Below are 21,992 nucleotides of genomic sequence, written 5' to 3'. Positions count from 1 at the left end.
CGGCATTTCTGACATTATCAGTCGGGTCGTCGGCCGTCGTCACGGCGGAGACCCGCCGGGTCTCCGGATCAGTTCCCGCCGGGGCTCGGGCTGCTCGGGGCCGCCGCCGTGACCGGGATGTCGAAGACGTGGTCCGGGGTCACGATGCGCGTGATGGCCTGACCGAAGAGGGTGCTGGGTTCGTTGTTGTCGTGCAGCATGTCCGTGTTGAGGAGGACGACCAGGGTGGCCCGCACCTCCGGCAGGTAGATCGTCAGCGACTCGTACCCGGGCAGGGAGCCGTTGTGGCCGATCCAGCCCTGGATGTTGAAGATGCCGAGCCCGTATCCGGCGCCGGGGATGGTCGTCGGATAGACCTTGAGGCGCTCCGCCTGGGTCTCCGGAGTGAGCAGCGTGCCGGTGGCGACGACCCGGGCCCAGGTGCGCAGGTCCTGGAGGTTCGAGATCATCGCGCCGGCCGCCCAGGCCCAGGAGGGGTTCCAGTCGGTGGCGTCCTCGACCTGGCCCGACGCGGTCTGGATGGTGTAGCCGTGGGCGTGCGGGTCCGGGATGGCGGCGTCGGTCGGGAAGACGGTGTGGTCCAGGCCCGCCGGGTCGAGAACGTTCTTCTGGATGAACTCGTGCAGCGGCGTGCCGCTGACCTTCTCCACCACGAGTCCGAGCAGGATCAGGTTGGTGTTGCAGTAGTCGAACTCGGCCCCGGGCTGGAACTGGATCGGGTGCTTGAACGCGAAGTCGAGCAACTCCCGCGGGGTGAACGGCCGATCGGGGTTCGAGGTGAACGCCTTGTAGAATCCCTCGTCCGCCGAGTAGTTGAAGAGCCCGCTGCGCATGGACGCGAGGTTGCGCAGGGTGATCCTGTCGCCGTTGGGTACGCCGTCGACGTACTTCGAGATCGGGTCGTCGATGCTCACCTCGCCCTGGTCCACGAGTTCGAGCAGTGCGGTCACCGTGAACGTCTTGGTCTCGCTGCCGATCCGCATGTACAGGTCGGGCCGCATCGGCTGCCCGGTGTCCTTGTCGGCGACGCCGAAGGACCGGATGTACGTGCCCTTGCCGGGTGCCGACAGTCCTACCGTGACACCGGGGACGCCGGCCTCCTTCATGACGTCCTGGACCGCCTTGTCCAGACGTTCCGCGACGGCCGGGGTGAGTTCGGGGAAGTCGCCCTGAGCCGAAGACGCGGCGGGGGCCGAGTAGGGCCCGGGACCCGGTGGTTGGGCCGCCACCGCGTAGGGGCCGGGAACGGGAGGTGCGGCGGCGAGGGCGGTGCCCGCGCCCAGCGGGGCGGCGAGGAATCCGAGGGCCGCGATTCCCGCGCAGACGCGCCTGCGGCAAGTGCGTGAGCACCTCACGGCGGGCCTCCTGCCGGCCGGGGACAACACTCCACTCCCAGGCTAGGCCGGGGCGCCCCGCCTCGCACGGCGGCTCCGCGGCATGGTCTGTTACGTTGCCGGTGCCCGGGCCGCGGAGGAGGTGGGCCGGACCGCGAACGAGAGGGAGACCCGCACGATGGCCGTCATCCACCAGACCACGATGCAGCCCACCAAGCTGGAACTGCTCACCGAGTGGCTCCCCACCCGCGCCTGGCACGCGGGCGGGGAGCCGCGACCGGCGCGGGTCGGCGGATTCCGGCTCGACGACCCGGCGGGAGAGGTCGGCATCGAGCTCATGGCGGTGACCGACGGCGAGGGTGCCGGGGCCACCACGTACCTCGTCCCCCTGACGTACCGCGGAGAGCCGCTGGACGGCCCCGAGCACGCCCTCGTCGGCACGTCCGAGCACGGCGTCCTCGGCAAGCGCTGGATCTACGACGGCGCCCACGACCCGGTGCTCGCCGCCCAGTTGTACGCGCTCCTCACCGGCCGCGCCCAGGCGCAGGCCCAGTCCCTGACCGATGTGCCGGACCTCACCGTCGCCGTCTCCCCGGTGACGGCGGAGGGCGCGGCCGAGGCGGAGCTCGTACGGGTCACGGACGGCCCGGACCACACGGACGTGGTGGTGCGGACCCCCGACGCGCCTGCCCCGCTGACCCTGCGCGTACGACGGGTCCTCGACGCCGGCACGGACGTGCCCCCGGGCGTCGAAGGGGGAGTCACCGCCGAGTGGCGGCTCCCCGACGGCACCACCGCCCGCGGCGTGTTCGCCGTCGCGCTCACCGTCCCCGGGGCCTGAGCCCGCTCGGCGGATCACGGCAGGGGTCTCGACGGTCGGCCTCCTAGACCCAGTTGACCCCCGCCGCCGTCAGCAGCGGGTCGTCCACCAGCTCCCACAGCGGGACCGCGAAGTTGCCCGTGCCGTAGCGGCCGCCGAAGTGGAGGCCGAGGACACGGTGGTCGGTGAGGTCGAAGACCGGCGACCCGCTGTTGCCGCCGAGGGTCGAGCAGTCGTGCTTCAGGACCAGGCCGCCCGGGGTGAACTCGGTGGCCGCACCCGGCTGGAGCCGCTTCACGTTGTAGACGTCCATGAAGATCCGGCGCATCGACTCAGGCTCGTTGCGCCGGCCGTCCCAGGCCGGGTAACCGACCACGTACACCTGGCGGCCCGGGACGCTCGCCGGGGCGTCCGCCGCGACCGCGAGCGGGGTGGGCAGGGCGCCGTCCGCCGACGGTTCGATCCGCAGCAGCGCCATGTCGACGTCCGGGTGGATGCCGATGATCTCCGTGATCTCGTACGGCACCGAGGCCCCGGCCGGCTCACCCGCGAGGGGCAGCTCCTCCGCCGGGTCGACCCGCGCCGACATTCCGTGGTCGAAGGTCCACCGGCCGTCGCCGTTCGCCGAGCGGGCGAATTCCACCGCCACATGACGGTTCGTCATGACCGCGCCGGGGCCGACGAGGAACGCGGTGCCGATCCAGTCCAGACGCGGATGGCCGGTGACCTCCACGCGGCCGACCCGGGTCAAGGACTCGCGGATCGCGGGCCGTTCGACGTCGAGGACCGCCCACTCGTCGTGCTGCGAGGCGAAGTCCTGGCGCTGCACCAGGATCGCCGGCCGCCCCTCCATGAGTACGATCGCCTCCACGCCGAAGGACTCTTCGCCGTCGAGCTCGTCCCCCCGGTGCGTGGCCAGCTTCTCGAGACCGCTGACACCGGCCTCCAGGACACGCGCCCGCTCCTCGCGGGCGAAGCGGGAGATCTCGGAGGCCGGCGCCGCGTCGGCGGGGAGCTCGAAGGTGGACTCGGTGATCTCCGCCTCCAGCCGGCCGCGCACCCGCGCGGCGACCGCCCCCAGATCCCCGAAGATCCGCTCGGTGGCGGTCGCGACCGGCGACCCGCCCTGTGATCCGTTCGGCATGGTTCACTCACCTCGGCTTCCCGTTGCCGTTCGTCGTGTTCGTCCCGTTCGTGGCGTTCGCCGTGCGCCCCGGAGCCGGCCTGCCCGACTGGGCCGCCATGATCTCCTCGTACAACTCCGGCGTGAATTCCTGGAGATGGGCGAGGATGCCGCTCATCTGGGTGCCGACGTTCACGAACCGTGTCCTGGCGCCCTGGAACTCGACCTCGTCCACCTTCCGCGTCCCCCGGTGCAGCCCCACCACGGTCCAGTCGTCGAGGCAGACCGGGGAGCCGGACGAGCCGCCGCGGGTGTCGGTGAAGTACAGGATGTCGTGCTCGTCGGCCCGGTAGACCAGGTTGTTGCGCAGCGCGACCCGCTTCGGCAGCCCGCCGGGGTGCTGGATGATGTTGACCGGGACGCGCTGCCGCTCGCGGACGAGCAGCGGACGGGTGGCGACCCGGAGCGTGGGGCGGCGCTCCTGGTCGGGGGCGAGCCGGACGATGGCGTAGTCCAGGCCCGCGTCCCAGGCGGCGAGTTCACCGGCCGTGGCCTCCGGGGCGGCCGCCGCGTTCTCGACGAAGTCGAAGCGGGAGCGGGACATGAGCGCCTGGAGACGCAGGTCCTCGTCGCTCACATACGGACGGACGCCCGGCTGCTCGGACGAACGGGCCATCACCACATGGTGGTTGGTGATCAGCAGGTCGGGGGCGATCATCCAGCCCGTGCCGCCGTGCGGATAGGACGGCAGCAGCGGCGCGCCCGACTCGTACGGGGGGATGCGCAGGAGCGCGACGGAGGCACCGGCCCGGATCCCGCCGTGCAGGAACTCGTACGGCACGGTGTCGTCCTGGAGGACGATCTCCTCCTTCATCTCCCCGGGCATCATCTCCGCGGGCAGCTCCGCCTCGCCGGTGATCGCGCGGGCGACGGTGTCGAGGGCGCCCTGGAGGACGGCTCGCGGTCCCGGTTCACGGGTCTGCTCGATGGCGTTGTGCAGCCAGATCTCCAGCGGCACCAGACCGTCGATGAGCCGCTCGACCTGGTTCATCGCGTTCAGGTCGGCGTGGATCTGTTCCCGGGGGTCGTCCAGGGGTTCGAGCGTGGCCGTGAAGTTGCCGGGGATGCCCTTGAGGAGGGTCGAGCGGACGGTCCGGTCCGCGAGCCCGGCCTCCATGGCGGCGTTGCGGACCCGGACGAGTTCCTGCTGGCGGAGGAACGGCTCCTTGCGGAGCGCTGCCCCGGCGGCGGTCGGCGGCGGGCGCGTCCACAGCCCTCCACCGCCTCCTGCGGCGCCCCCCGCGTCCGCGGAGCCGTGTTCGAACCCGGTCCCCGAGCCGGCCCCCGGCATCGCGCCGCGCGGCGGCGGGCCCGTGTCCATCGCGGAGGCGACGCCGAGCAGCAGGTCCCCGCTGCCGTCCCGGAGCGTCAGCACCTGCCGGGCGACGCTGTCCAGGGTGCCGCGCCGCCGTGCCTCCCGCAGGTCCCGTTCGATGCGGTCGCGGTCGAGCCCGGCCGCGTCGGCGGGAGTGGCGGAGCCCTCCCCGGCGGCCGACTCCAGGATGCGGGCCAGCGGCTCGCGGAGTCCCGGCTCGTCGACGAGGGTGGTGTCGATCCAGCGGGCGAGCTCGGTCACCACCGCCTCCTCGTCCGCCGGGAGCCCCACCAGCCGCAGGGTGTGCTCCAGGAGCTGGGGGTCCTCGGGGCAGGCCGTGGCGGCCGCCGTGCGGGCCAGGGACGGCTGCCGGGCCAGGTCGGCGTCGGGCATCCCCCGGAGCGTCCTGGCGAGCCGCTCCCGCGCCGGGGCGGCGTCGACGTCGGCGAGGGTGGCGAGCCGCGACCGGGCGACGAGCACCCCCAGGGACTCGAAGGAAAGACCGAGCCCCGCCGCGATGTCCTCCGCCTCCTGGAGGTCCCGGTCCGCGTCTGCGAAGTCGCCCGTGTCCTGCGCGAGCCGCGCCGACAGCTGGAGCAGTTCGAGCTGGGTCTCCGCGCAGCCCGCCCGCACCGCCCCGTCCACGGCCCGCTCGGCCGTCGCCCGCGCCTCGGCCGTCCGCCCGGAGCGGGCCAGGGTCTCCGCGAGCAGGGCGTGGAGCCGGCTGCACGGCGTCCACGGCCGTCGCTCGGCGAGCCGCTGCGCCGCCGCCTCCACGTACCCCTGGGTGAGCAGGTCCTCGACCTCGCGTGAGGCGATCCGCTCCCAGTCCTCCTGGTCGGCGCCGGTCATGATCTGGTCGGGCACGTGGCCGCCGATCCTGCCGAGCAGGAACGCGGCCGACCGGTCGGGCATCTCCCGGTGCGTGGACCCGCCCAGGTATGCGGCGACGCCCGGTTCCCAACGCGCCTCGATCGTACGGGGGTTCTCGCCGAGCCTCAGCCGGTGGTAGATCTCCTCGGCACGGTTCCGGGACCCGTCGAGGGCCGCGTAGTGGGCGACGGCGCTGCGGTCCACGGCCCGCATCAGATCGGTCCGCGCGCTGTCCGAGAGGCGCAGCATGATGGCCCGCAGATCGGCCCGGTGCCGGATGGCGTCGGGCCCCGCCGACTCCATCAGGTCGACCCGGGAGGTGAGCAGGCCGTAGAGGCGGCGGGCCTCTCCCGAGCTCTCGACGTGGAGCCCCGCAGGACCGGCGAGCACCTCGCGGATCAGGTCGGGGGTGATGAAGCGGAGCGCGAGACCCGCTTGGACGAGGGCCCTGAGGTCGTCCTCGGCGATGTGCTTGAGAATGCGGTCGTACAGCGTGCCCTGGATGAGCATCTGGTCGACCTGCCGGTCGAAGTACCGCCGCCGGGACGGCAGTCCCCGCAGGAGCCCGCCGAGCGAGGGGGCTTCGTCGCCCGCGGAGACCGCCGTACGGGCCGCCAGCCTGAGGCTCAGCGGATGGCCGCCGATCCGGGCGGCCAGGTCCTCGGCGAGCGTCTCGTCGACGACCCCCGAGGACATCAGGAGGTCCACGGAGGCCTGGTGGTCGAGCTCGGTGAGCTCCATCGTGCGGGGGGTGAGGACCCGGGCCGGATGGTCGATGGGAGCCCGCCCGGAGACGATGAACCGCAGGCGCGAGTAGGCGGCCCGCAGCGCCGTCCAGATCGCCCACATCCGGCCGAGGACCGGTGAGCCGCGGTACTGGGCCTCCTCGAAGGAGTCGATGACGACGACGAGCGGCGGCGGAGTGCCGCCGGGGGCCGGACGGACGGCATCGGCGACCAGGGACGCGATCCGGTGGGCGAGGTCCTGCTCGTGGGCGCTCGCCCGGGCGTGGAACTCGGTCGAGTAGTCGCGGCCGAGCGTGGCCCGGGTGCCGGCCAGTTCGTGGAGCTCGTCGAGCTCGTCGCGTTCGCCGCGCTGGGTCGCCGCCGTGCGCTCGCACTCGTCGGCGAGGGCCTCGAAGGAGGGGCGGACCGCGGGCAGGAGGACGCCGAGCTGCCGGGCCATCTCCGCGATCACGGTGGCCGGTTCGTGGACGGAGAGCGTGGGACGCGCGAAGTCGATGTAGGCGAAGGGGAATCCGGTGGGCGAGGCGGCGAGGGCGTCGACGAGGAACTTGGCGAGCAGGGTGCTCTTGCCGATGCCGCCGACGCCGTGGAGGAGCACCGGGGGCTCCGCCGGTTCCTCGGGGAGCGCGATGTAGGCGTGCAGGGAGTCGAGTTCGGTGGTGCGGCCGTGGAAGGTGCCCCGGATCAGCCGGTGCATCGGCTGGAGCAGCCGGGCCGTCTCCAGGCGGTGCTGGACGGCGTCGACGGAGGGCAGCCCGGTCACGCCCGGCACCTGGCTGAGCCAGAGCACGGCCTGGAGGGTGTCGGACAGCTCCTCGACGTCTCCCTTCGCCGGGACCGCGGCGACCGCGGTGACGGCGGGGGAGGGCGCGGAGGCCGGTGCGGTCGTGGAGCCCGGGGCCGCGGCCGACACCCGCCCGCTCTGGAGGTGCCCGTTCCGGAGGTGCCCTGCCTCCGGGAGGAGGCCCGTGCCCGTGCCGGTGAGCAGAGCCAGGGCGGTGCGCTCGGGGCCGGGGCCCTCCGGACGCAGATCGATATTGGCCCGCAGCGCGCTGAGCGCGGCGTCGGGTCCCGCGAGGCCCGCCAGGGTCTCCTCGCGGACGTCGGGTTTGAGCGTCCAGACCGTGGCACCGGGCGAGGGCAGCGCGGTGCAGTCGTCGACGAGTTCCAGGACCGCCCGCCCGGTGGGCCGTTCCTCGCCGGGCAGCCGCAGCAGCGCGGGGTCGAACTCCTGGAGCAGACAGGCGGCCTCGCGGTAGGAGCGGCGCGGATCGGCCGTCGCGCCGGCGGTGGAGGTGAGACTGGTGCGCAGGGCGTCCCGCAGCTGGAGGGCGGCCTCGCCGTCCGGCGAGGCCGGCGGGGGCAGCGCCCGGTGGAGCCGTACGACGTCCTCCACCGCCGTACACAGCCGCCGCATGTAACTGTCGCCGTTCGAGGGGGCGTCGATGGCGCGAAGGACCTCGGCCACGGCCGTCTCCGTCAGCGCGTCCACGGCCCCATCCTGCCCGGGTGGTCCTGTGTCCGCGAAGAACTCCCGGAAGAAGGACCGGAGATCGCCCTCGTCAGCGAGGCGGGTCGTGTCCCGGCACTCGTTCTTCCGTACCTCGTACGGGAGTTGGCGCATCGTCGTGGCGTATCCGAGCAGCACCAGACGGGGCACGGTCTCGGCCCGTACCGGAGTGTGCTCGTAGATCGCCCGCGCCAGGACCCCGATGGCGTCCCACACGTCCGCGTGCGGGTCGAGCCGGTCGCAGTCGTCGAGGACCAGCCAGAAGCGGTCCTCGGCAGCGGTCGCCCGCGCCACGATCCGGTGCGCGGCGTCCTCCAGGGTCGGCAGTGGATCGTTCAACCGTGTGGGATTCAGGGGAAATCCGTCGGTCTCGGGGCCCGCCACGAAGGCCGAGAGCCGTTCCATCAGCCGCGCCGCCGTCGAGGTGCGGGACAGCGTCACCCGTACCGGACGGAAGTCGTGGTGCTGGCCGAGATGACGGATGAGCTCGTACGTGTACGAGCGGCCGCTGTCCGGGGGGCCGTCGACGACCAGCACCGTCTGCTCCGGGTCGGCGAGGAAACCGCGCAGCTTCCGCCGCAGCTCGGTCCGGTCGAGGAAGACCTCCGTGCCGTGCTTCAGGAGCAGGCTGTCGAACGGGTCCCCCGGGGAGCGCCGCAGCCGCTCGTCCTCCCGCAGCCGGGTGAGCAGGTTCCGTGCCTCGGCGCCCTGTTCGAAGGCGTGCGGGTCGTCGATGGCGGCGAGCGCGTCGAGACCGGCGAGGACGACGAGGAGCCGGCGCTGGTGGGCGATGTCCCTGCGGGCCGCCGCCACCACCAGGAGGGCGTTGCGGTCGGCGTCCGGGGTGAGCGGCAGGTCGTCGACGAAATCGGCCGGAAGCCCGGCGCGCAACAGTCGTTCGCGGGGCTCCGGGGTGTCGAGGAGATGGTCCCGCACCCAACTGGCGACGAGCCCCCACTCGGTCTCGGTGAGCGGCATACCGCACCTGCCCGGCGCTCTTGGCGCAGCGCCGGTCGCTCCGGCGCCGGGACGTGACTGATCGGGCCGGACGGCCCGTCCCTCCCATCGTTTCACCGGCCCCAAGGGGCCGCAATCGCTGTGGGGGCGGGGCGGCCGAGGCGCGGACCGGGTGCCGGTCGCGCCCGCGGCTCAGGGGTGCAGCACGATGTCCTCGTACGACTCGAGCCGCCGCCACCGTTCCTCGGGCGCCCGCGTCTCCGGCATCACGTCCACGTCGGGCAGCGGGCCGAACTCCAGCTCGGTGATCTCCGCGACGTCCGAGACGGGCACCTGGTACGTACGGTACGGGCCGAGCGGCGGCGGTGCGCCGGTCGTCGCCCCCGCGAGCGCCCGCTCCGCGTCCCGGCTCAGATCGGGACTCTGGTCGAGCACGTACGCGGCCGCCGCCAGCGCCCCGTCCTGGAGGAACGCGGCCACCTTCCAGAAGCGCATCGGCACCTGGATCCCCCGGTACGGCGGGTCGGAGTCGTGGAGTACCGGACCCGTGAGGACGGTCAGCCTCCGGTCGTAGGCGGCGGCGTGGTCGAGCAGGTAGTTCTCCAGGCCCTGCCAGATCTGCTTGCCCTGGTTGAAGACATCCGCCTGGGGGGCGGCGTTGGTGAAGTGGAAGGTGTCCGCGTTGGCGCGGACGGCCAGGGCCGAGGGCCCCCAGACCGGGTCGAGCCGGCGGACCAGATGGCCGCGGTCGAGGCTGTTGTTCCGGTAGATGTCGTCGCCCGCCTGCTGCTCCTCGGGGAGCCGCGGGTCGAACCGCCAGTCGTCGTCGCGGGGCACGTCCTCCAGGAGCTCCCGCCCCTCGACGCACACGGCGGTCGAGGCCGCGAGACGCCGGTCGGGCCGGAAGACCACCGTGAAGTGGGTGTACGGCAGGATCACCGTCCCGACCGACTGCCGGACCGGCAGCGGCAGCGGGACGACCGGTCCGAGGAAGGCCTCGTCGTAGCCGGTGCGGTCGGCGAGCGCAGCCGCGCGGCGGGCGCCGTCCGTGCCCGGAGGGGGCGGTGGATCGGAAGGGTTCATACGATGTAAGTACCGCGTGGAGAGGGGCGCGCTCGGCGCCGGACCACAGGCCACTCGATCAGACGCCCCGGTTCCTCTCCGCTCCTCCGCCTTCCTCCTCTTCCGTCAGGAGGCCCCTCATGGCCACCGGACTCGCCCTGCACGTCGGACTCAACAGCGTCGACCCCGCCCGTTACGAGGGCTGGGAAGGCACCCTGGTCGCCTGCGAGAACGACGCCCACGACATGGCGCGGATCGCCCGTGCCGCCGGATTCGAGAGCACGGTCCTGCTCACCCCCGAAGGGACCGTCGCCAACGTCACCGCCGTGCTCGGCGACGCGGCCGCCCGGCTCGGCCCCGGCGACATCCTGCTCTTCAGCTACTCGGGCCACGGCGGGCAGCTGCCCGACGACGACGGCGGCTCCACCGCCACCGGCTCCGACGACGAGCCGGACGCCCTCGACGAAACCCTCGTCCTCTACGACCGGCAGTTCCTCGACGACGAGGTCCAGCGCGCCTTCAGCGCCTTCGCCGACGACGTACGGATCGTCTCCTTCTTCGACTGCTGCCACAGCGGCAGCAGCATCGAGATCCCCGGCGGACCGGAGGCCGACGCCACCGCACGCTTCATGCCCGAACCCCGGCAGCGGCAGCTCTACGACCGCGACCGGGGCTTCTACGCCGAGCTCCGGCGCTCCCTCGCCGCGTCCGGCCCCCGGAACGGGGCGGGCCCCGACGCGCTCCTCGTCTCGGCCTGCCAGGACAACCAGGTCGCCTCCGACGGCGACGTCAACGGAGCCTTCACCGAAGCGCTGCTCCAGGTGTGGGACGACGGCGGCTTCCGCGGCGGCTACCGCGACTTCCACCGGGCGATCCAGCGCAGACTGCCCCCGACCCAGAGCCCCAACCTCTACCTCACCGGCACCCCGGACCAGGAGTTCGTGGACCAGCGGCCGTTCACGGTCTGAGCGCCGTCGCGAGCTGCGCCCGCGAGCGGACGTCGAGCTTCTGGTAGATCCGGGTCAGCCGCGCCTCGACGGTCTTCACGCTCAGATAAAGCTTCGCCGCCGCCTCCTGGTTGCTCGCGCCCTGCCCCACCAGACGGGCCAGCCGCAGCTCGGCCTCCGTCAGCGAGGACAGCGCCGGCAGCGCCTCCTCACCCCCGGAACCGCCCCCGGGGCTCTCGCCCACGGCGCCCGCCGGGGACTCGCACGCCAGAGCCAGCCACGGCGTCGCTCCGGCCCGCTCGAACACCGAGGCCGCCGTCTGCAGCGCGCTCTGCGCCGCCGACCGGCGCCGTCTGCGGCGCTCCACCCGGGCCAGGGCGATCAGCGCCCGCCCCCGCTCCAGCGGCAGCCCGGCCCGCCCGAAGGCCTCGGCCGTGCGGGTGAGCAGCTGCGCCGCCTCGTCCGTACGCCCCTCCGCCGCGAGCCACAGGGCGTGCGCCCGGTCGCAGCCGAGCAGGACCGTGGACCGGCCGAGCCGGGCCGCGACCGGCCGCACCTCGTCGAGGAGGGCCAGGGCCTCGTCGCCCGCGTCGTGGGCGAGCAGCGCCTCGGCCAGCTCCTCGTGCCAGCGCAGCATCGACGGGTCCACCGTCGACTGGGCGCGCTCGTCGGCCTGCACGCGCCGCAGCGTCTCCAGGGCGGCGGCGACGTCCCCGTTGATGAGCTGGACCCGGCCGAGCGCGTACCGGCTGCGGGAGAGGAAGACCCGGTCGCCCTCCTCCTCCGAGGCCTGGACGCTGCGCCGGGCGTAGCTCGCCGCCCGCGCGAAGCTGCCGCCGGCCGTCTCCGCGAGCGCCAGCGTGTACCAGGCGGGGCCCGGGGAGAGGCCCGCCTCCAGGGTGAGCGCGAGGGACTGCCCGGCGTGCGCGAGGGCGGCCGCGCAGGCGCCCCGACGGGACTCGACGGCGGCAAGCGTGGAGAACAGCTCGATCGTGTCCTCCACCGAACCGCGCCGCTGGACCAGGGGCAGCAGCGCGTTCAGTTCGTCGCGGGCGTCCGCCAGCCGGTCGTCGAACAGGGCGTGACGGATCGTCAGGATCTGTGCGGCGTTACGGATCCCGAGGGGCCGCTCGGCCAACTCCAGGGCACGGGCCTGCGCGAGCACCGCCTCAGCGTCCGGCGCGCCGAGGGCCCGCTCCATCCGCGCCTGTACGGTCAGCGCCTGCGCCGCCGTACGCGGATCGCCCATGGAGGCGGCGAGCGCGGCCGATTCGACGGCCGCCGTCCGCGAGCGCTGCGGATCGCCGTCGGCGAGCACGTACTTGACGGCGAGCCGGAGCTGCACGGCGGCCCGCAGCGCGGTGTCGCCCTCCGAGTCCTCCATGGCGTGGACGTACATCTCGTCGAGCCCGGTCAGCCCCTGCCCCGCGGTGTCGAGGACGGCGAGCCGCGCCCTGACCCGGTCGGAGGGCACCGCGTCGCGGGCGAGCAGATCGGTGGCGGCCCGCATGGCGAGGTCGGCGCGGGCCGCGCGGGCGGCCTCCTCGGCGGCGTCGACGAGCCGCGCGATCCGCCGCGTCCCGTGCCGTCCGGGCGTCGACTCGGCGGCCAGCAGGGCGAGTTCGGCCGCCAGCGCGCTGTTGCCACGCCGCCGGGCCAGATCGGCGGCGTTCGCGACCTCGGCCGCGAGGTCCTCGTCCGGACTGTCGGTGGCCAGCGCCCGGTGCCGTACCGCCTCCACGGGGTCGTCCACGACCTCCGCGAGGGCCGCGTGCCCGGCGCTCCGCTCGGCCCAACAGGCGTCGTGCACCAGGGTGGAGGGCAGCAGCCCCGCGGTGAAGGTCACCGAACCGTCCTCGGCGAGCGAGACGAGTCCGGCCCGCTCGGCCGCCGCGAGGTCCGCCTCCGCGTTCGGCCGCCCCGCCCGCCGTACCAGCGTCGACGAGGGGCGCAGCGCGAGGGCCGCGAGCAGCAGTGTCTCCCGTACGGCCAGGGGCGCGGCGCCCAGCAGCTGGCGGGCGAGGTCGCGGGCACGCCCGGAGAGCGTCAGCGCCTCGGCGTGGTGCACGGGGGTCCGCGCGTCGGCCAGCGAGCGGCCCACGGCGAGCGCGAGCCGCGGATTGCCGCCGCTGGCGCGGTGGATGCGGCCGGCCATCCGGGAGGGCAGCCGGTGGTGGATGAGGAGTTCGGCGATCTCGTCGGCGTGCAGCGGCGGCACGAGCAGCACGTCCGCCTCGGACGGCACCCAGAGGTGGGCGGCGTGCGGATCGTCGGGGCGGTGGGGCGCGCGGTAGGGCTCGCCCGCCTCGCCGTACGGCTCCGGTGTCTCGACGGCCACCACCCGCAGCGCGGGCGGCGCGAGGTGGAGGGCGAAGCGGAGCAGGTCCGCGCTGTCCGCGTCGACGTGCTGGACACCGTCGACGACGAGGAGCACCGGGCCCCGGCGGGTCAGGGTGCGGAGGATCTGGGCGATGCCGAGCCGGAGCGCGATCGGGTCCCAGCCGCCGGCGTCGAGCGGCGCCTCGCGGCAGAGCATGGCGACGGCGGTGCGCTGGGGCCCGGGCAGTTCGTCGAAGACGGCGGAGGCCTCGGGCCCGGCGGCTGCCTTGTCGGCCGGGCGGGGCTCACGGCGCCTGCCGCCGCCGGGTTGCGGCCGGTGCACCGTCGCCGCCACCGAGGCCACGAGCGCGGCGGCCGACGCCCCGGGTATCTCGCGGTCGGACGGCAGGGTCGCCAGCCACAGCACGGTCTCGCCGCGCGCCTCGGCGCGGGTCGCCTCGGCGAGCGCGAGCTCGGTCTTGCCGACACCGGCGGGCCCGGTGAGCAGGGCACGGCCGCGGGTGTGGAGGGCGCGTTCGAGGCGGGCGAGGAGCTCCTCACGGCCCACCGGCGCCGAGGGTCCCCCCGGACCCGTGGGGCGCAGGGCGAGGTACGGAGCTGTCGTCACTGTCCATCACCTCCGGCGCGCTCGGGCCCCCGGCCCATGAGCCCCGTGGGCAGAGAATACGGAGCCCACCGGTGGAGTCCAGGCCCTGTGTCCGGCATACGGACAGGGCGCCCCGGCGGGACGGCTCCCCGGAACGCCAGAACGCGCCCGTGGTGTAGACCACGAGCGCGTCGCTGACCAGCAATGATGCTGATGTGGGGGGTGGTTCCGTGGTGGAGCTGTGGTGCCTTAGAAGGTCAGGCTCCACGAGTTGATGTAGCCGGTGTCACCCGTGGCCACATCGCGGACCTGGAGCTTCCAGGTGCCGTTGGCGACTTCGCTCGACGCGTCGACCGTGTACGTGGTCAGGACGTTGTCGGCGCTGTCCGAGGAGGAGGACGCCTTGAGGTTGCGCACCGTGCCGTCGGGGGCGACCAGGTCGATGACCAGGTCCCCGCGCCAGGTGTGCTGGATGTCCACGCCGACCTTGAGGGCGGCGGGAGCGTTGCCGGTGCGGCCGGTGACGGTGATCGAGGACGACACGGTGGTGTTGTCCGAGATCGTCACATCGGTCGCGTTGGTGAAGACGGTGCCGGCCGGCGGGGTGGTGGTGACGGCGTCGACGGTCTTCGCGGAGTCGGCGATGCCGGTGCCGCAGCCGCCGGTGCAGGTGCCGGGCAGCGGGCGGGCGTTGGCCTTGATCGCGGACTCGATCTCGGCCGGGGTGAGGGTGCTCTTGGCCGACTTCAGCAGGGCGGCGAGGCCGGCGATGTGCGGCGCCGCCATCGACGTGCCCTGGTAGGGCTTGTAGTTCTCGGCCGACTGGGTGGTCGCGCCCGAGTTCAGCGTGGAGTAGATGCCGTTCTCGGGGGTGGTGACGGTGCCGGGCGTGTCGGTCGCGCGACGGGTCTCGCCGCCGGGCGCGGCCACGTCCACGATGGCGCCGAAGTTGGAGTAGTACGACCGGTTGCCCTCACGGCTGGTGGACGCCACGTTGATGACGTTCGCGCAGTTCGCGGGGGTGAATCCGGAGGCGTTGGCGTTGCTGTTGCCCGCGGCGACGACGACGGTGGTGCCGCGCGAGACGGCGCCGTTGATCGCGGTCTGGTAGACGCTCGGGCAGGTCGCGCTCGCGCCGCCCAGGCTCAGGTTGATGACCTTCGCCGGGGTGGCGTTGGCCGGGACGCCCGGCACGGTGCCGCCGGAGGCCCACGTGATGGCGTCGGCGATGTCGGCGGACGAGCCGCCGCACTTGCCGAGCACCCGCACGGGCTGGATCTTCGCGTTGTACGCGATGCCCGCGATGCCCTTGGTGTTGTTCGTGACGGCGCCGATGGTGCCGGCCACGTGCGTGCCGTGCCAGGAGGAGTTCGAGGCCTTGGAGCCGGTGCCGCACTCGTTGTCGGTGGCGTTCCAGTCGCCCTCGTCCTTCGCGTCCGCGTCACGGCCGTTGCCGTCGCGGGCGTCGGCGGAGGTGGAGATGAAGTCGTAACCGGAGACGACGTTGCCCGCCACGTCCGAGTGGGCCGCGTAGCCGGTGTCGATGACGGCGACGGTGACGCCGGAGCCGGTCGTCTTGTCCCAGGCCGCAGGAACGTTCATGCCACCGGTGGGCTCGAACAGGTCCCACTGCTTGGTGTAGTCGGTGTCGTTCGGCGTGACCGCCATCGCGTAGGCGCGGATGTCGGGCTCGACCGAGGCGACGGACGGGTCGGCGCGGAACGCGGCCATGACCTCGGTCACGTCCTGCTTGGTGGCGCTGTCGCCCAGGTCGACCAGGGCGCCGCCACCGGCGAGACGACGCTCGAAGGAGAGCTTCTCGCCCGTCTTCGCGGCCTTCTCGGCCGTGTCGCTCTTCGCGGCGGTGTTCGAGCCGGCCTCGGCGGCCTGGCTCTTGTAGGTGACGATGACCTTCTCGACCGGGGCGCTGGGGAGCGCCCGCATCGTCTGCGAAGCCGGTGCGGGCTTCGGGGTGGCAGCGCCCGGGGCGGCGGCGATCGCCCCGGTCGTGGCAGCGGCGCCGAGGATCGCGGCGCTCGCGACCACGGATATGACTCTCCGCCTGGAACCGTTCAAGGTGTGGCCCTTTCGAGTACGACGTAGCTGCGAAGCAGTGGCGGCGGCGCGGGACGCTGGGGCGAAGTGGGGTCGCGATCCGGCATTCCCTGGGCTGGGGGGCCCGTGCGCCGCCACCGGCGCGACGGCCCGGGTCAAGGCCGTCCCCGGCGGATGCCACCCTCCGCATGCACCTGTCAGGGTGCGGTCGGGGGATGATATCTGCCGGTGCGGAGGACAGTAGGGAACGGGGGGGTGAACCCGATACGGGGAAAACCCTTGTCACCCCGCACGGGGCGGCGGGGGTCCGGTGAGGGGAGGTGCGACCGGGGGTGCGGACACGGGAGTCGGCGCCACGTCATACGCGCACCGGGCGGGGGGAGTACGCCCGGTCGGGGGCCTGAGCAGGCACGTTTCGGTGAGCAGGTACGTACCTGCTCACCGGGAAAGGTACACACCTCTCGGCGGGAGCCCGAGGGTGGGCCCATGTCGAGGCCGTTGGGGGGTGTCGGGGCCTCGCCCGGCCGGCGGGGGCGTCGGGCCGGCGTGGTCGACATGGCCCGCGCGGGTCGGGCGGGGGACCGGTGTCGTCGGTGGGGAGGGCCGGGCGAGGAGCGGCGACGGTCGGCGGGGTCCGGTGTCGTCGGCGGCGAGGCCCGGACGGGCGCGGTCTCAGCCGAGTTCGAGCGTCGTCACCCCGTACACGCGCTCGCGTGCCACCGGGCGGACCGGGCCCGTGTACATCCGGGCCGTCTCGAACGTCGGCTCCAGACCCCGCTCCTCGGCCAGCCGCGCCGCCGCCGGATTCGACTCCGGCATGTCGACCGCGATCCGCGCCGAGCCGAACTCCCGCGCCTCGGCGGCGAGCGCGTCGAGCAGGGCGGCGGCGTCGGCCGGGGTGTCCGCGAACAGCGGCCCCACCCGCGCCTCGTCCTGCGCCGGCCGGACCACTCCGTACCCGGCCGGACGCCCGTCGACGATCCGGACCAGCGCACGATGGCCGGGCGTGGCCAGCCAGGCGGCCAGGAACCGCGGCCGGTCGGCGTGATGGCAGGCGCTGTCGTACGCGGCGAGGGCGGCCGGGTCCACGGACCCGGCGGGCACCACGCCGGTCACCGGGGCGGCGGGGGCCGGGACCTCGCCCACGTAGCGCGCCGTGCGGTACGCCGTCGCGAAGCCGGAGCGCCGGTAGTTGTCCTGCTGCGAGGGCACCCCGTCGAGCCCGACGGACCGGTCGCCGGCGTGCGCGAGCGCGGCCCGCCAGGTGGCCAGACCGTGCCCGAGGCCGCGGAGTTCGGGGCGTACGAGATAGAAGCCCAGGAAGGCGTACGCGTCGTCGTAGGTGACGACCGAAATGGCCGATACGGGCTCCCCGTCGATCCGGCCGAGGAAGAACCCCCGGGGATCCTGCGCGAAGAACGGGGTGACGTCGGAGAGCCCCGGGTTCCACCCCTCCTCGGCCGCCCAGGTGCGCACGAGCGCCCAGTCCCGCTCCGTGGCGGGGGAGACGGACAGCGGGCCGGAGGAGGCGGAGGTCATGGGGATCCCTTCAACAGCCGGGAGCGGGCGCGTACGCGATCGGGGGATCAGGGCCCGGGGAACCAGAACTGGGCGATACACGGACAGAACCCCCGCGGAAACCGGGCAAAGCGCGCCGAGCATAGCGCCCCGCGCGAACGCCCCCCGCCCACGGCCGATCGATTCCGGCCGCGGCTCGGCGGCGGGTCGGGGGCCGGGAGGTTCGGCGAGCGAGTCGGAGGATCGGCGGCGGCCCGGCGGCAAGTCGGTGGCCGGCCGTCGATGGGCCGGATTTCGCCGTGGGTCCGGATTCCGCCGTCGGGTCGAACCCCCGCCGTCGACCTGGAGCCCGCCGTCGACCTGGAGCCCGCCGTCGACCCGGACGGACCCCCGCCGTCGACCCGGACCCCCGCCGTCAGTGGACGAGGCGGAGGCGTGGCCCCGCGACCGTGAGGCGTACGGTCTGACCCCACGTCAGCTCCAGCGCGTCCGACTCGACGCCGTCGCCGAACACCACCAGCCGGTCCGACTCGACGGTGAGGCGCAGCCCCTGGCCCGGGTCGAGGAGGCCCTCGACCCGGCTCGTTCCGGTCGTCGGGGACGGCCACGCCTCGCGGACGAACCAGGCGAGCCGGGCATCCGCCGGCGCGGGCAGCGCGAGCGTGCTGGAGCGCTGCTCCCACAGTGACCGCAGCCAGCCGGTGGCCCCCGTACCCGTGCCGACGAGCACCCCCGACGAGGCCTGGGCCTCCGGCGGAAGCTCCGTCGCGTCGAGGTCCAGGGTGTAGCGCGCGGTCTGATGGCTCCGCGGCCCGACGTAGATCTCGTTCAGCGCCAGGAGCCGCTGCGCGTCGTCGGTGACGGCCTCCACCATCGTCAGCTCGTCGACCGTCGCCCCGGACCCCGCCGCGTACGGCAGCAGGCGCCGCGCCCGGTCCGCCCGGTGGCGGACCAGGACGCCCGGATTGCGTCCCGGGTCGGCGTCGATCCCGATGACGGGCTGCCCGGTGAGGTACTTCGCCGCGTTGGCGACCAGACCGTCCTGCCCCACCACCACGACCACGTCCTCGGGCCCGAACAGGAACCGGTCCAGATCGGCGCGCTCCACCCTGGTCTGCCGCCAGGTCAGGGGCACCGCGGCCGCCACCTCGGCCAGCGCCCGGTGGGTGCGCTCGTGCCGCTCGCGCACGGCGTCGACCGAGCGGCCGCGCGCGGAGAGGAAGAACGCTGCCTGGCCGTGCGTACCGTGCCGGGCGAGCAGCTCCTCGTACTCCGTGGTCCGGTGCACGAGCACCGCGCGCGGCGCGAGGCTCACGGCCGGGCCCCGCCCTCGCCGAGCTTGGCGAGCAGTCCCGTCAGGACATCCGGCGAGAGCGTCAGGTGCTCGATCCGGGGCAGGTTCTCGGCGGCGCGGGACACGGCGAGGGCGTGCAGGGTGGCGGGTTCCACCTCGGCGTGCGCCCGCAGCCAGGCGGACTGCGCCCCGGCGCGCGCCTGTCCGACCTCGCGCGCCGCCTCCGCCTCGGCCTGTGCGAGGCGGACCTTCCGTACGGCCTCGGCCTCGGCCCGTACGGCATCGGCGGCGGCGTTCTCCTCCGCCTCGCGGCGGGCGTTGGTGCCGCGCTGCTCGACGAGCCGCTCCTCCTGCCGTGCCAGCTCGATCTTGCTCGCCAGCTCGTTCTCCGCGATGGCGCGCTCGCGTTCGACGGCGACCGCGCGGCGCTCGTACGTGGCCCGGTCGGCCTCCTGCTGGATCTGCTCGCGGGCGGGGGTGCGCAGGGCGCGCTCGACCTCGGGTTCGGGGCGGATCGCGACCACCCGGACGGCGACGACCTCGATGCCGGTGGACGGCAGGCGGGGCTCGGCCGCGAGTCCGGCCGTGACGCTGTCCCGTACCGCCGCCACGCCGTCGACGAGCGCCTCGGCCAGCGCGGTGCGGGCGAGGACGTCGAGGGCGTGCTGCTGGGCGGTCTCGGTGAGGAGGGTGGCGATCTGCTCCAGCGGGGTGCCGCGCCACGCGCCCGTGTCGGGGTCGATGGAGAAGTCGAGCCGGGTGGCGGCGGCCGCCGGGTCGCCGATCCGGTAGGTGACGGTGGACTGCACGCTGACGTCCTGGAAGTCGGCGGTCCTGGCGTGGAAGGCCATGGCCAGTTCGCGGTCGTTGACCGGGACCTCGGAGAGGGCCGCGGTGAGCGGGCGGAACCAGAAGCTCAGCCCCTCGCCGTCGTGCACGAGCTTGCCGCGGCGCTGGTGGCGGATGTGCGCGGTGGGCGCGGAGCGCAGATGGCGCCAGCCGGCCCGCCGGGTGATGTCGGCCATGAAGAAACCCCCTTGTCGTCATGTTGACGATAGGGGGGTCTACGGGTTGTCGTCAAGATGACGAATTCAAGGTCGTTCGCTGGGCGAGGAGGTTTCTCGCCCAGCCCTCGACGTGAGGGGGAACCTCAGCCCGCTGCCGGCGCGTGCGCCGGCGCGCCCGGTGCGCTCAGATCGCTCAGATCGGGCAGGTCGAGCCGGGGCGCGATCGGCTCGGGTGTGGCCGGATCGGGCCGGACCGCACGGAGGCCGGAGAGTTCGTCGGTCGTCGAGCGGGGGGTGGGAACCGACCGGAGGATGGTCCGCCGGGCGGGGGTACGCGGGCGCGTGGAGCCTGCGTACCCGGGCTCGGACGGTGCTGCGGGCCGGGCCGGCGCCGCGGGGCCGTGCGGAGCGGCGGCCTCGGGTACGGACGCAGGTGCCGCCACCGGCTCGGGCATGGGCACCGGCTCGGGCGCGGCCACCGGCACTCCCTCGGGCGCCGCCACCGCCACCGTCTCGGGGCGTGTGGCCGGAGTCGCCTCCGGGGGGCCGCCCTTCGTCAGGAGCACCACGCCCCGCGCCGCGACCAGCGACGCGCCGGCCGCGACCAGCCAGCCCCACGCGCCCGCGCGGAAGGTCTCGCCGAGCAGGGCCACGCCGATGATCGCGGCGGCCGCCGGGTTGGAGAGGTTGACCACGGCGAGCGGTGCCGCGAGGCCGCCCCGGTACGCGGCCTGGGAGAGCAGGAGGCCGCCCGTCGCGAAGCCCGAGATGAGTACCGCGAGGAGCGCGGTCTGCCACCAGGCCGGCCTTCCGCCCGGGAGTTCGAGCGCGAACGCGGCCGTCAGCGTCTGGGTGAGCGCGGAGGCGACGCCCGACGCGATCCCGGAGGCCGTGGCGTGCCCGAGCCCGCGAGGCGCGTGCCCCTTGGCCGGGTGCCGGCCCGAGGCGAGCGCGACGATCAGGAGCGCCGTCGCCGCGGCGACGACCAGGGACTCACGCACGCTGAGCGCCTCACCGGGCTCGGTGGGGCCGGTCACCGCGACCAGTCCGACGAGGCCGGCCAGGGTCCACAGCGCCCCGCGCCACTCGGTGCGGGTCACCCGGCGCCGTGCCGCGTACGCGCCGAGCGGCAGCGCCGCCACCAGGGTCAGCGCGCCGAGCGGCTGGACCAGCGTCAGCGGCCCGTAGTGCAGGGCCGCCACATGGGCGAGGGCTCCGGCGGCGTTGAGCCCGACCGCCGACCACCACTGCCCGCGGGCGAGCAGGGCGCGCAGCGCCCCGCGTCCGTCCTGGACGGGGGAGGCGGCGGCGAGCCGGGATTGGGCGACGGCGGCGAGCGCGTATCCGGCGGCGGAGACGAGCGAGAGGAGCACCGCGACGACGGTGCCGGTGGCGGGGTTCATCGGAGTGCTCCGACCGGGAGAGGGGTCGTACCGGCCTGACGCGGTACGGGTGGGGGCGCCGTCCGGCGGCCGGGGGCGCGGACCGCGAGCAGGGCGAGACCGAGCAGCGCGGCGGCGGCGAGCGCGTCGAACCAGTAGTGGTTGGCGGTGCCGACGATGACGAGCAGGGTGACCAGCGGGTGCAGCAGCCACAGGACCCGCCAGCGGGACCGGGTGGCGGCGATGAGTCCGATCGCGACCATCAGGGCCCAGCCGAAGTGCAGCGAGGGCATGGCCGCGAACTGGTTGGCCATCGAGTCGGTCTCCGGCGTCGCCCCGTACACCGAGGGGCCGTAGACCCGCGCGGTGTCGACGAGCCCGCTGGCGGCGAGCATCCGCGGCGGTGCGAGCGGCATCAGGAGGTGGAGGGCGAGCGCGGCGCCGGTGACGAGCGCGAGGACGCGGCGCGACCACACGTAGTGGGCGGGGCGGCGCAGATACAGCCAGGCGAGGAAGGCGAGGGTGGCCGGGAAGTGCACGGCCGCGTAGTACGTGTTCGCGGCCCGGATCAGCGGTTCGCCGTGCAGGAGCAGCTGCTGGATCGTTTCCTCGCCCGGCAGGTGGACCGCGCGCTCGGCGTCCCAGACGCGGTCGGCGTTGCGGAAGGCGCGGGACTCGTGGCCGTTGGCGAAGAGCCGGCCGAACTTGTAGACGAGGAAGAGCGCGGTGACGAGCGCGAGCTCGCGCAGGAGGGGTGGTCTGGCGGACGCGCCGCCGTCCCCCTCGCCGCCACCGCGCTCGTGGAGCCCGGAGGGGTCGGGGGTAGGCGTCAGCCCCGATCCGGCAGGACGTGGTCCTCGTATCCCGCGTGTCCCGGCTGCCATCGCGCGGCCCTCTAATCAGTCAAATCGCCAACAAACGGAGTGAGCCTAGATCCGATTTCATCGAGACGCAAGCGTATCGATACGTTTGCGTCTCGATTGTGCACCCCCTACTCTCGTATGTGCAGAGACAGAGGTGTCCGGGAGGGATCGATGTCCACGTCCGCGTCCATGTCAGCGTC

At 74.0% G+C, this 21,992-nt stretch carries 13 protein-coding genes; 2 read left to right on the top strand and 11 right to left on the bottom strand.

Annotation, left to right across the window (positions count from 1 at the left end):
- Window positions 1-68 precede the first annotated feature (68 nt).
- Window positions 69-1,355 (bottom strand): serine hydrolase domain-containing protein, encoded by a 1,287-nt coding sequence (locus ACIP8Z_RS11570; RefSeq protein WP_402081753.1) that lies wholly within the window; start codon window positions 1,353-1,355, stop codon window positions 69-71.
- Between the two features lie 157 nt (window positions 1,356-1,512).
- Between ACIP8Z_RS11570 and ACIP8Z_RS11565 the strand changes: the two genes are divergently transcribed.
- Window positions 1,513-2,175, top strand: coding sequence for a 1,4-alpha-glucan branching protein (locus ACIP8Z_RS11565; protein WP_402082350.1), 663 nt, complete (start codon window positions 1,513-1,515; stop codon window positions 2,173-2,175).
- A gap of 43 nt (window positions 2,176-2,218) precedes the next feature.
- Here the strand turns inward: ACIP8Z_RS11565 and ACIP8Z_RS11560 are convergent, their stop codons facing one another.
- The 3 genes from ACIP8Z_RS11560 to ACIP8Z_RS11550 form a co-directional block, all read right to left on the bottom strand.
- On the bottom strand, window positions 2,219-3,298 hold the full coding sequence (locus ACIP8Z_RS11560) for a trypsin-like serine peptidase (RefSeq protein WP_402081752.1): 1,080 nt from the start codon (window positions 3,296-3,298) through the stop codon (window positions 2,219-2,221).
- A 7-nt stretch (window positions 3,299-3,305) separates the two neighbouring features.
- A complete protein-coding gene (locus ACIP8Z_RS11555; RefSeq protein WP_402081751.1) occupies window positions 3,306-8,759 on the bottom strand; it encodes a trypsin-like peptidase domain-containing protein in 5,454 nt (1,817 codons plus the stop codon).
- Window positions 8,760-8,930: 171 nt separating this feature from the next.
- Window positions 8,931-9,821 carry a DNA/RNA non-specific endonuclease gene (locus tag ACIP8Z_RS11550; protein ID WP_402081748.1) on the bottom strand — a complete coding sequence of 297 codons (891 nt, stop codon included), beginning with the start codon at window positions 9,819-9,821 and terminating at the stop codon, window positions 8,931-8,933.
- 119 nt (window positions 9,822-9,940) lie between these two features.
- Between ACIP8Z_RS11550 and ACIP8Z_RS11545 the strand changes: the two genes are divergently transcribed.
- Window positions 9,941-10,768 (top strand): caspase domain-containing protein, encoded by an 828-nt coding sequence (locus ACIP8Z_RS11545; protein WP_402081745.1) that lies wholly within the window; start codon window positions 9,941-9,943, stop codon window positions 10,766-10,768.
- Here ACIP8Z_RS11545 and ACIP8Z_RS11540 read toward each other — a convergent pair.
- The 7 genes from ACIP8Z_RS11540 to ACIP8Z_RS11510 form a co-directional block, all read right to left on the bottom strand.
- Window positions 10,758-13,694: an AAA family ATPase gene (locus ACIP8Z_RS11540; protein WP_402081743.1), complete on the bottom strand. Its 2,937-nt coding sequence runs from the start codon at window positions 13,692-13,694 to the stop codon at window positions 10,758-10,760. The genes ACIP8Z_RS11545 and ACIP8Z_RS11540 overlap by 11 nt on opposite strands.
- Before the next feature lie 228 nt (window positions 13,695-13,922).
- Window positions 13,923-15,617 (bottom strand): S8 family serine peptidase, encoded by a 1,695-nt coding sequence (locus ACIP8Z_RS11535; RefSeq protein WP_402082348.1) that lies wholly within the window; start codon window positions 15,615-15,617, stop codon window positions 13,923-13,925.
- Between the two features lie 783 nt (window positions 15,618-16,400).
- Window positions 16,401-17,267, bottom strand: coding sequence for a GNAT family N-acetyltransferase (locus ACIP8Z_RS11530; RefSeq protein ID WP_402081740.1), 867 nt, complete (start codon window positions 17,265-17,267; stop codon window positions 16,401-16,403).
- Window positions 17,268-17,661: 394 nt separating this feature from the next.
- Window positions 17,662-18,561 (bottom strand): hypothetical protein, encoded by a 900-nt coding sequence (locus tag ACIP8Z_RS11525; protein WP_402081739.1) that lies wholly within the window; start codon window positions 18,559-18,561, stop codon window positions 17,662-17,664.
- Window positions 18,558-19,565, bottom strand: a complete 1,008-nt coding sequence (locus ACIP8Z_RS11520) for an SPFH domain-containing protein (protein WP_402081736.1) — start codon at window positions 19,563-19,565, stop codon at window positions 18,558-18,560. The genes ACIP8Z_RS11525 and ACIP8Z_RS11520 overlap by 4 nt, the downstream gene beginning before the upstream one ends.
- Before the next feature lie 125 nt (window positions 19,566-19,690).
- Window positions 19,691-20,950 (bottom strand): DMT family transporter, encoded by a 1,260-nt coding sequence (locus tag ACIP8Z_RS11515; protein ID WP_402081734.1) that lies wholly within the window; start codon window positions 20,948-20,950, stop codon window positions 19,691-19,693.
- Window positions 20,947-21,813 carry a phosphatase PAP2 family protein gene (locus ACIP8Z_RS11510; RefSeq protein ID WP_402081731.1) on the bottom strand — a complete coding sequence of 289 codons (867 nt, stop codon included), beginning with the start codon at window positions 21,811-21,813 and terminating at the stop codon, window positions 20,947-20,949. Before ACIP8Z_RS11510 ends, ACIP8Z_RS11515 begins: the two co-directional genes overlap by 4 nt.
- Window positions 21,814-21,992: the final 179 nt, after the last annotated feature.

The sequence above is a fragment of the Streptomyces sp. NPDC088553 genome (genome assembly GCF_044752965.1).
GTDB lineage: Bacteria > Actinomycetota > Actinomycetes > Streptomycetales > Streptomycetaceae > Streptomyces.
This window is presented reverse-complemented; position numbering and strand designations above follow the sequence as displayed.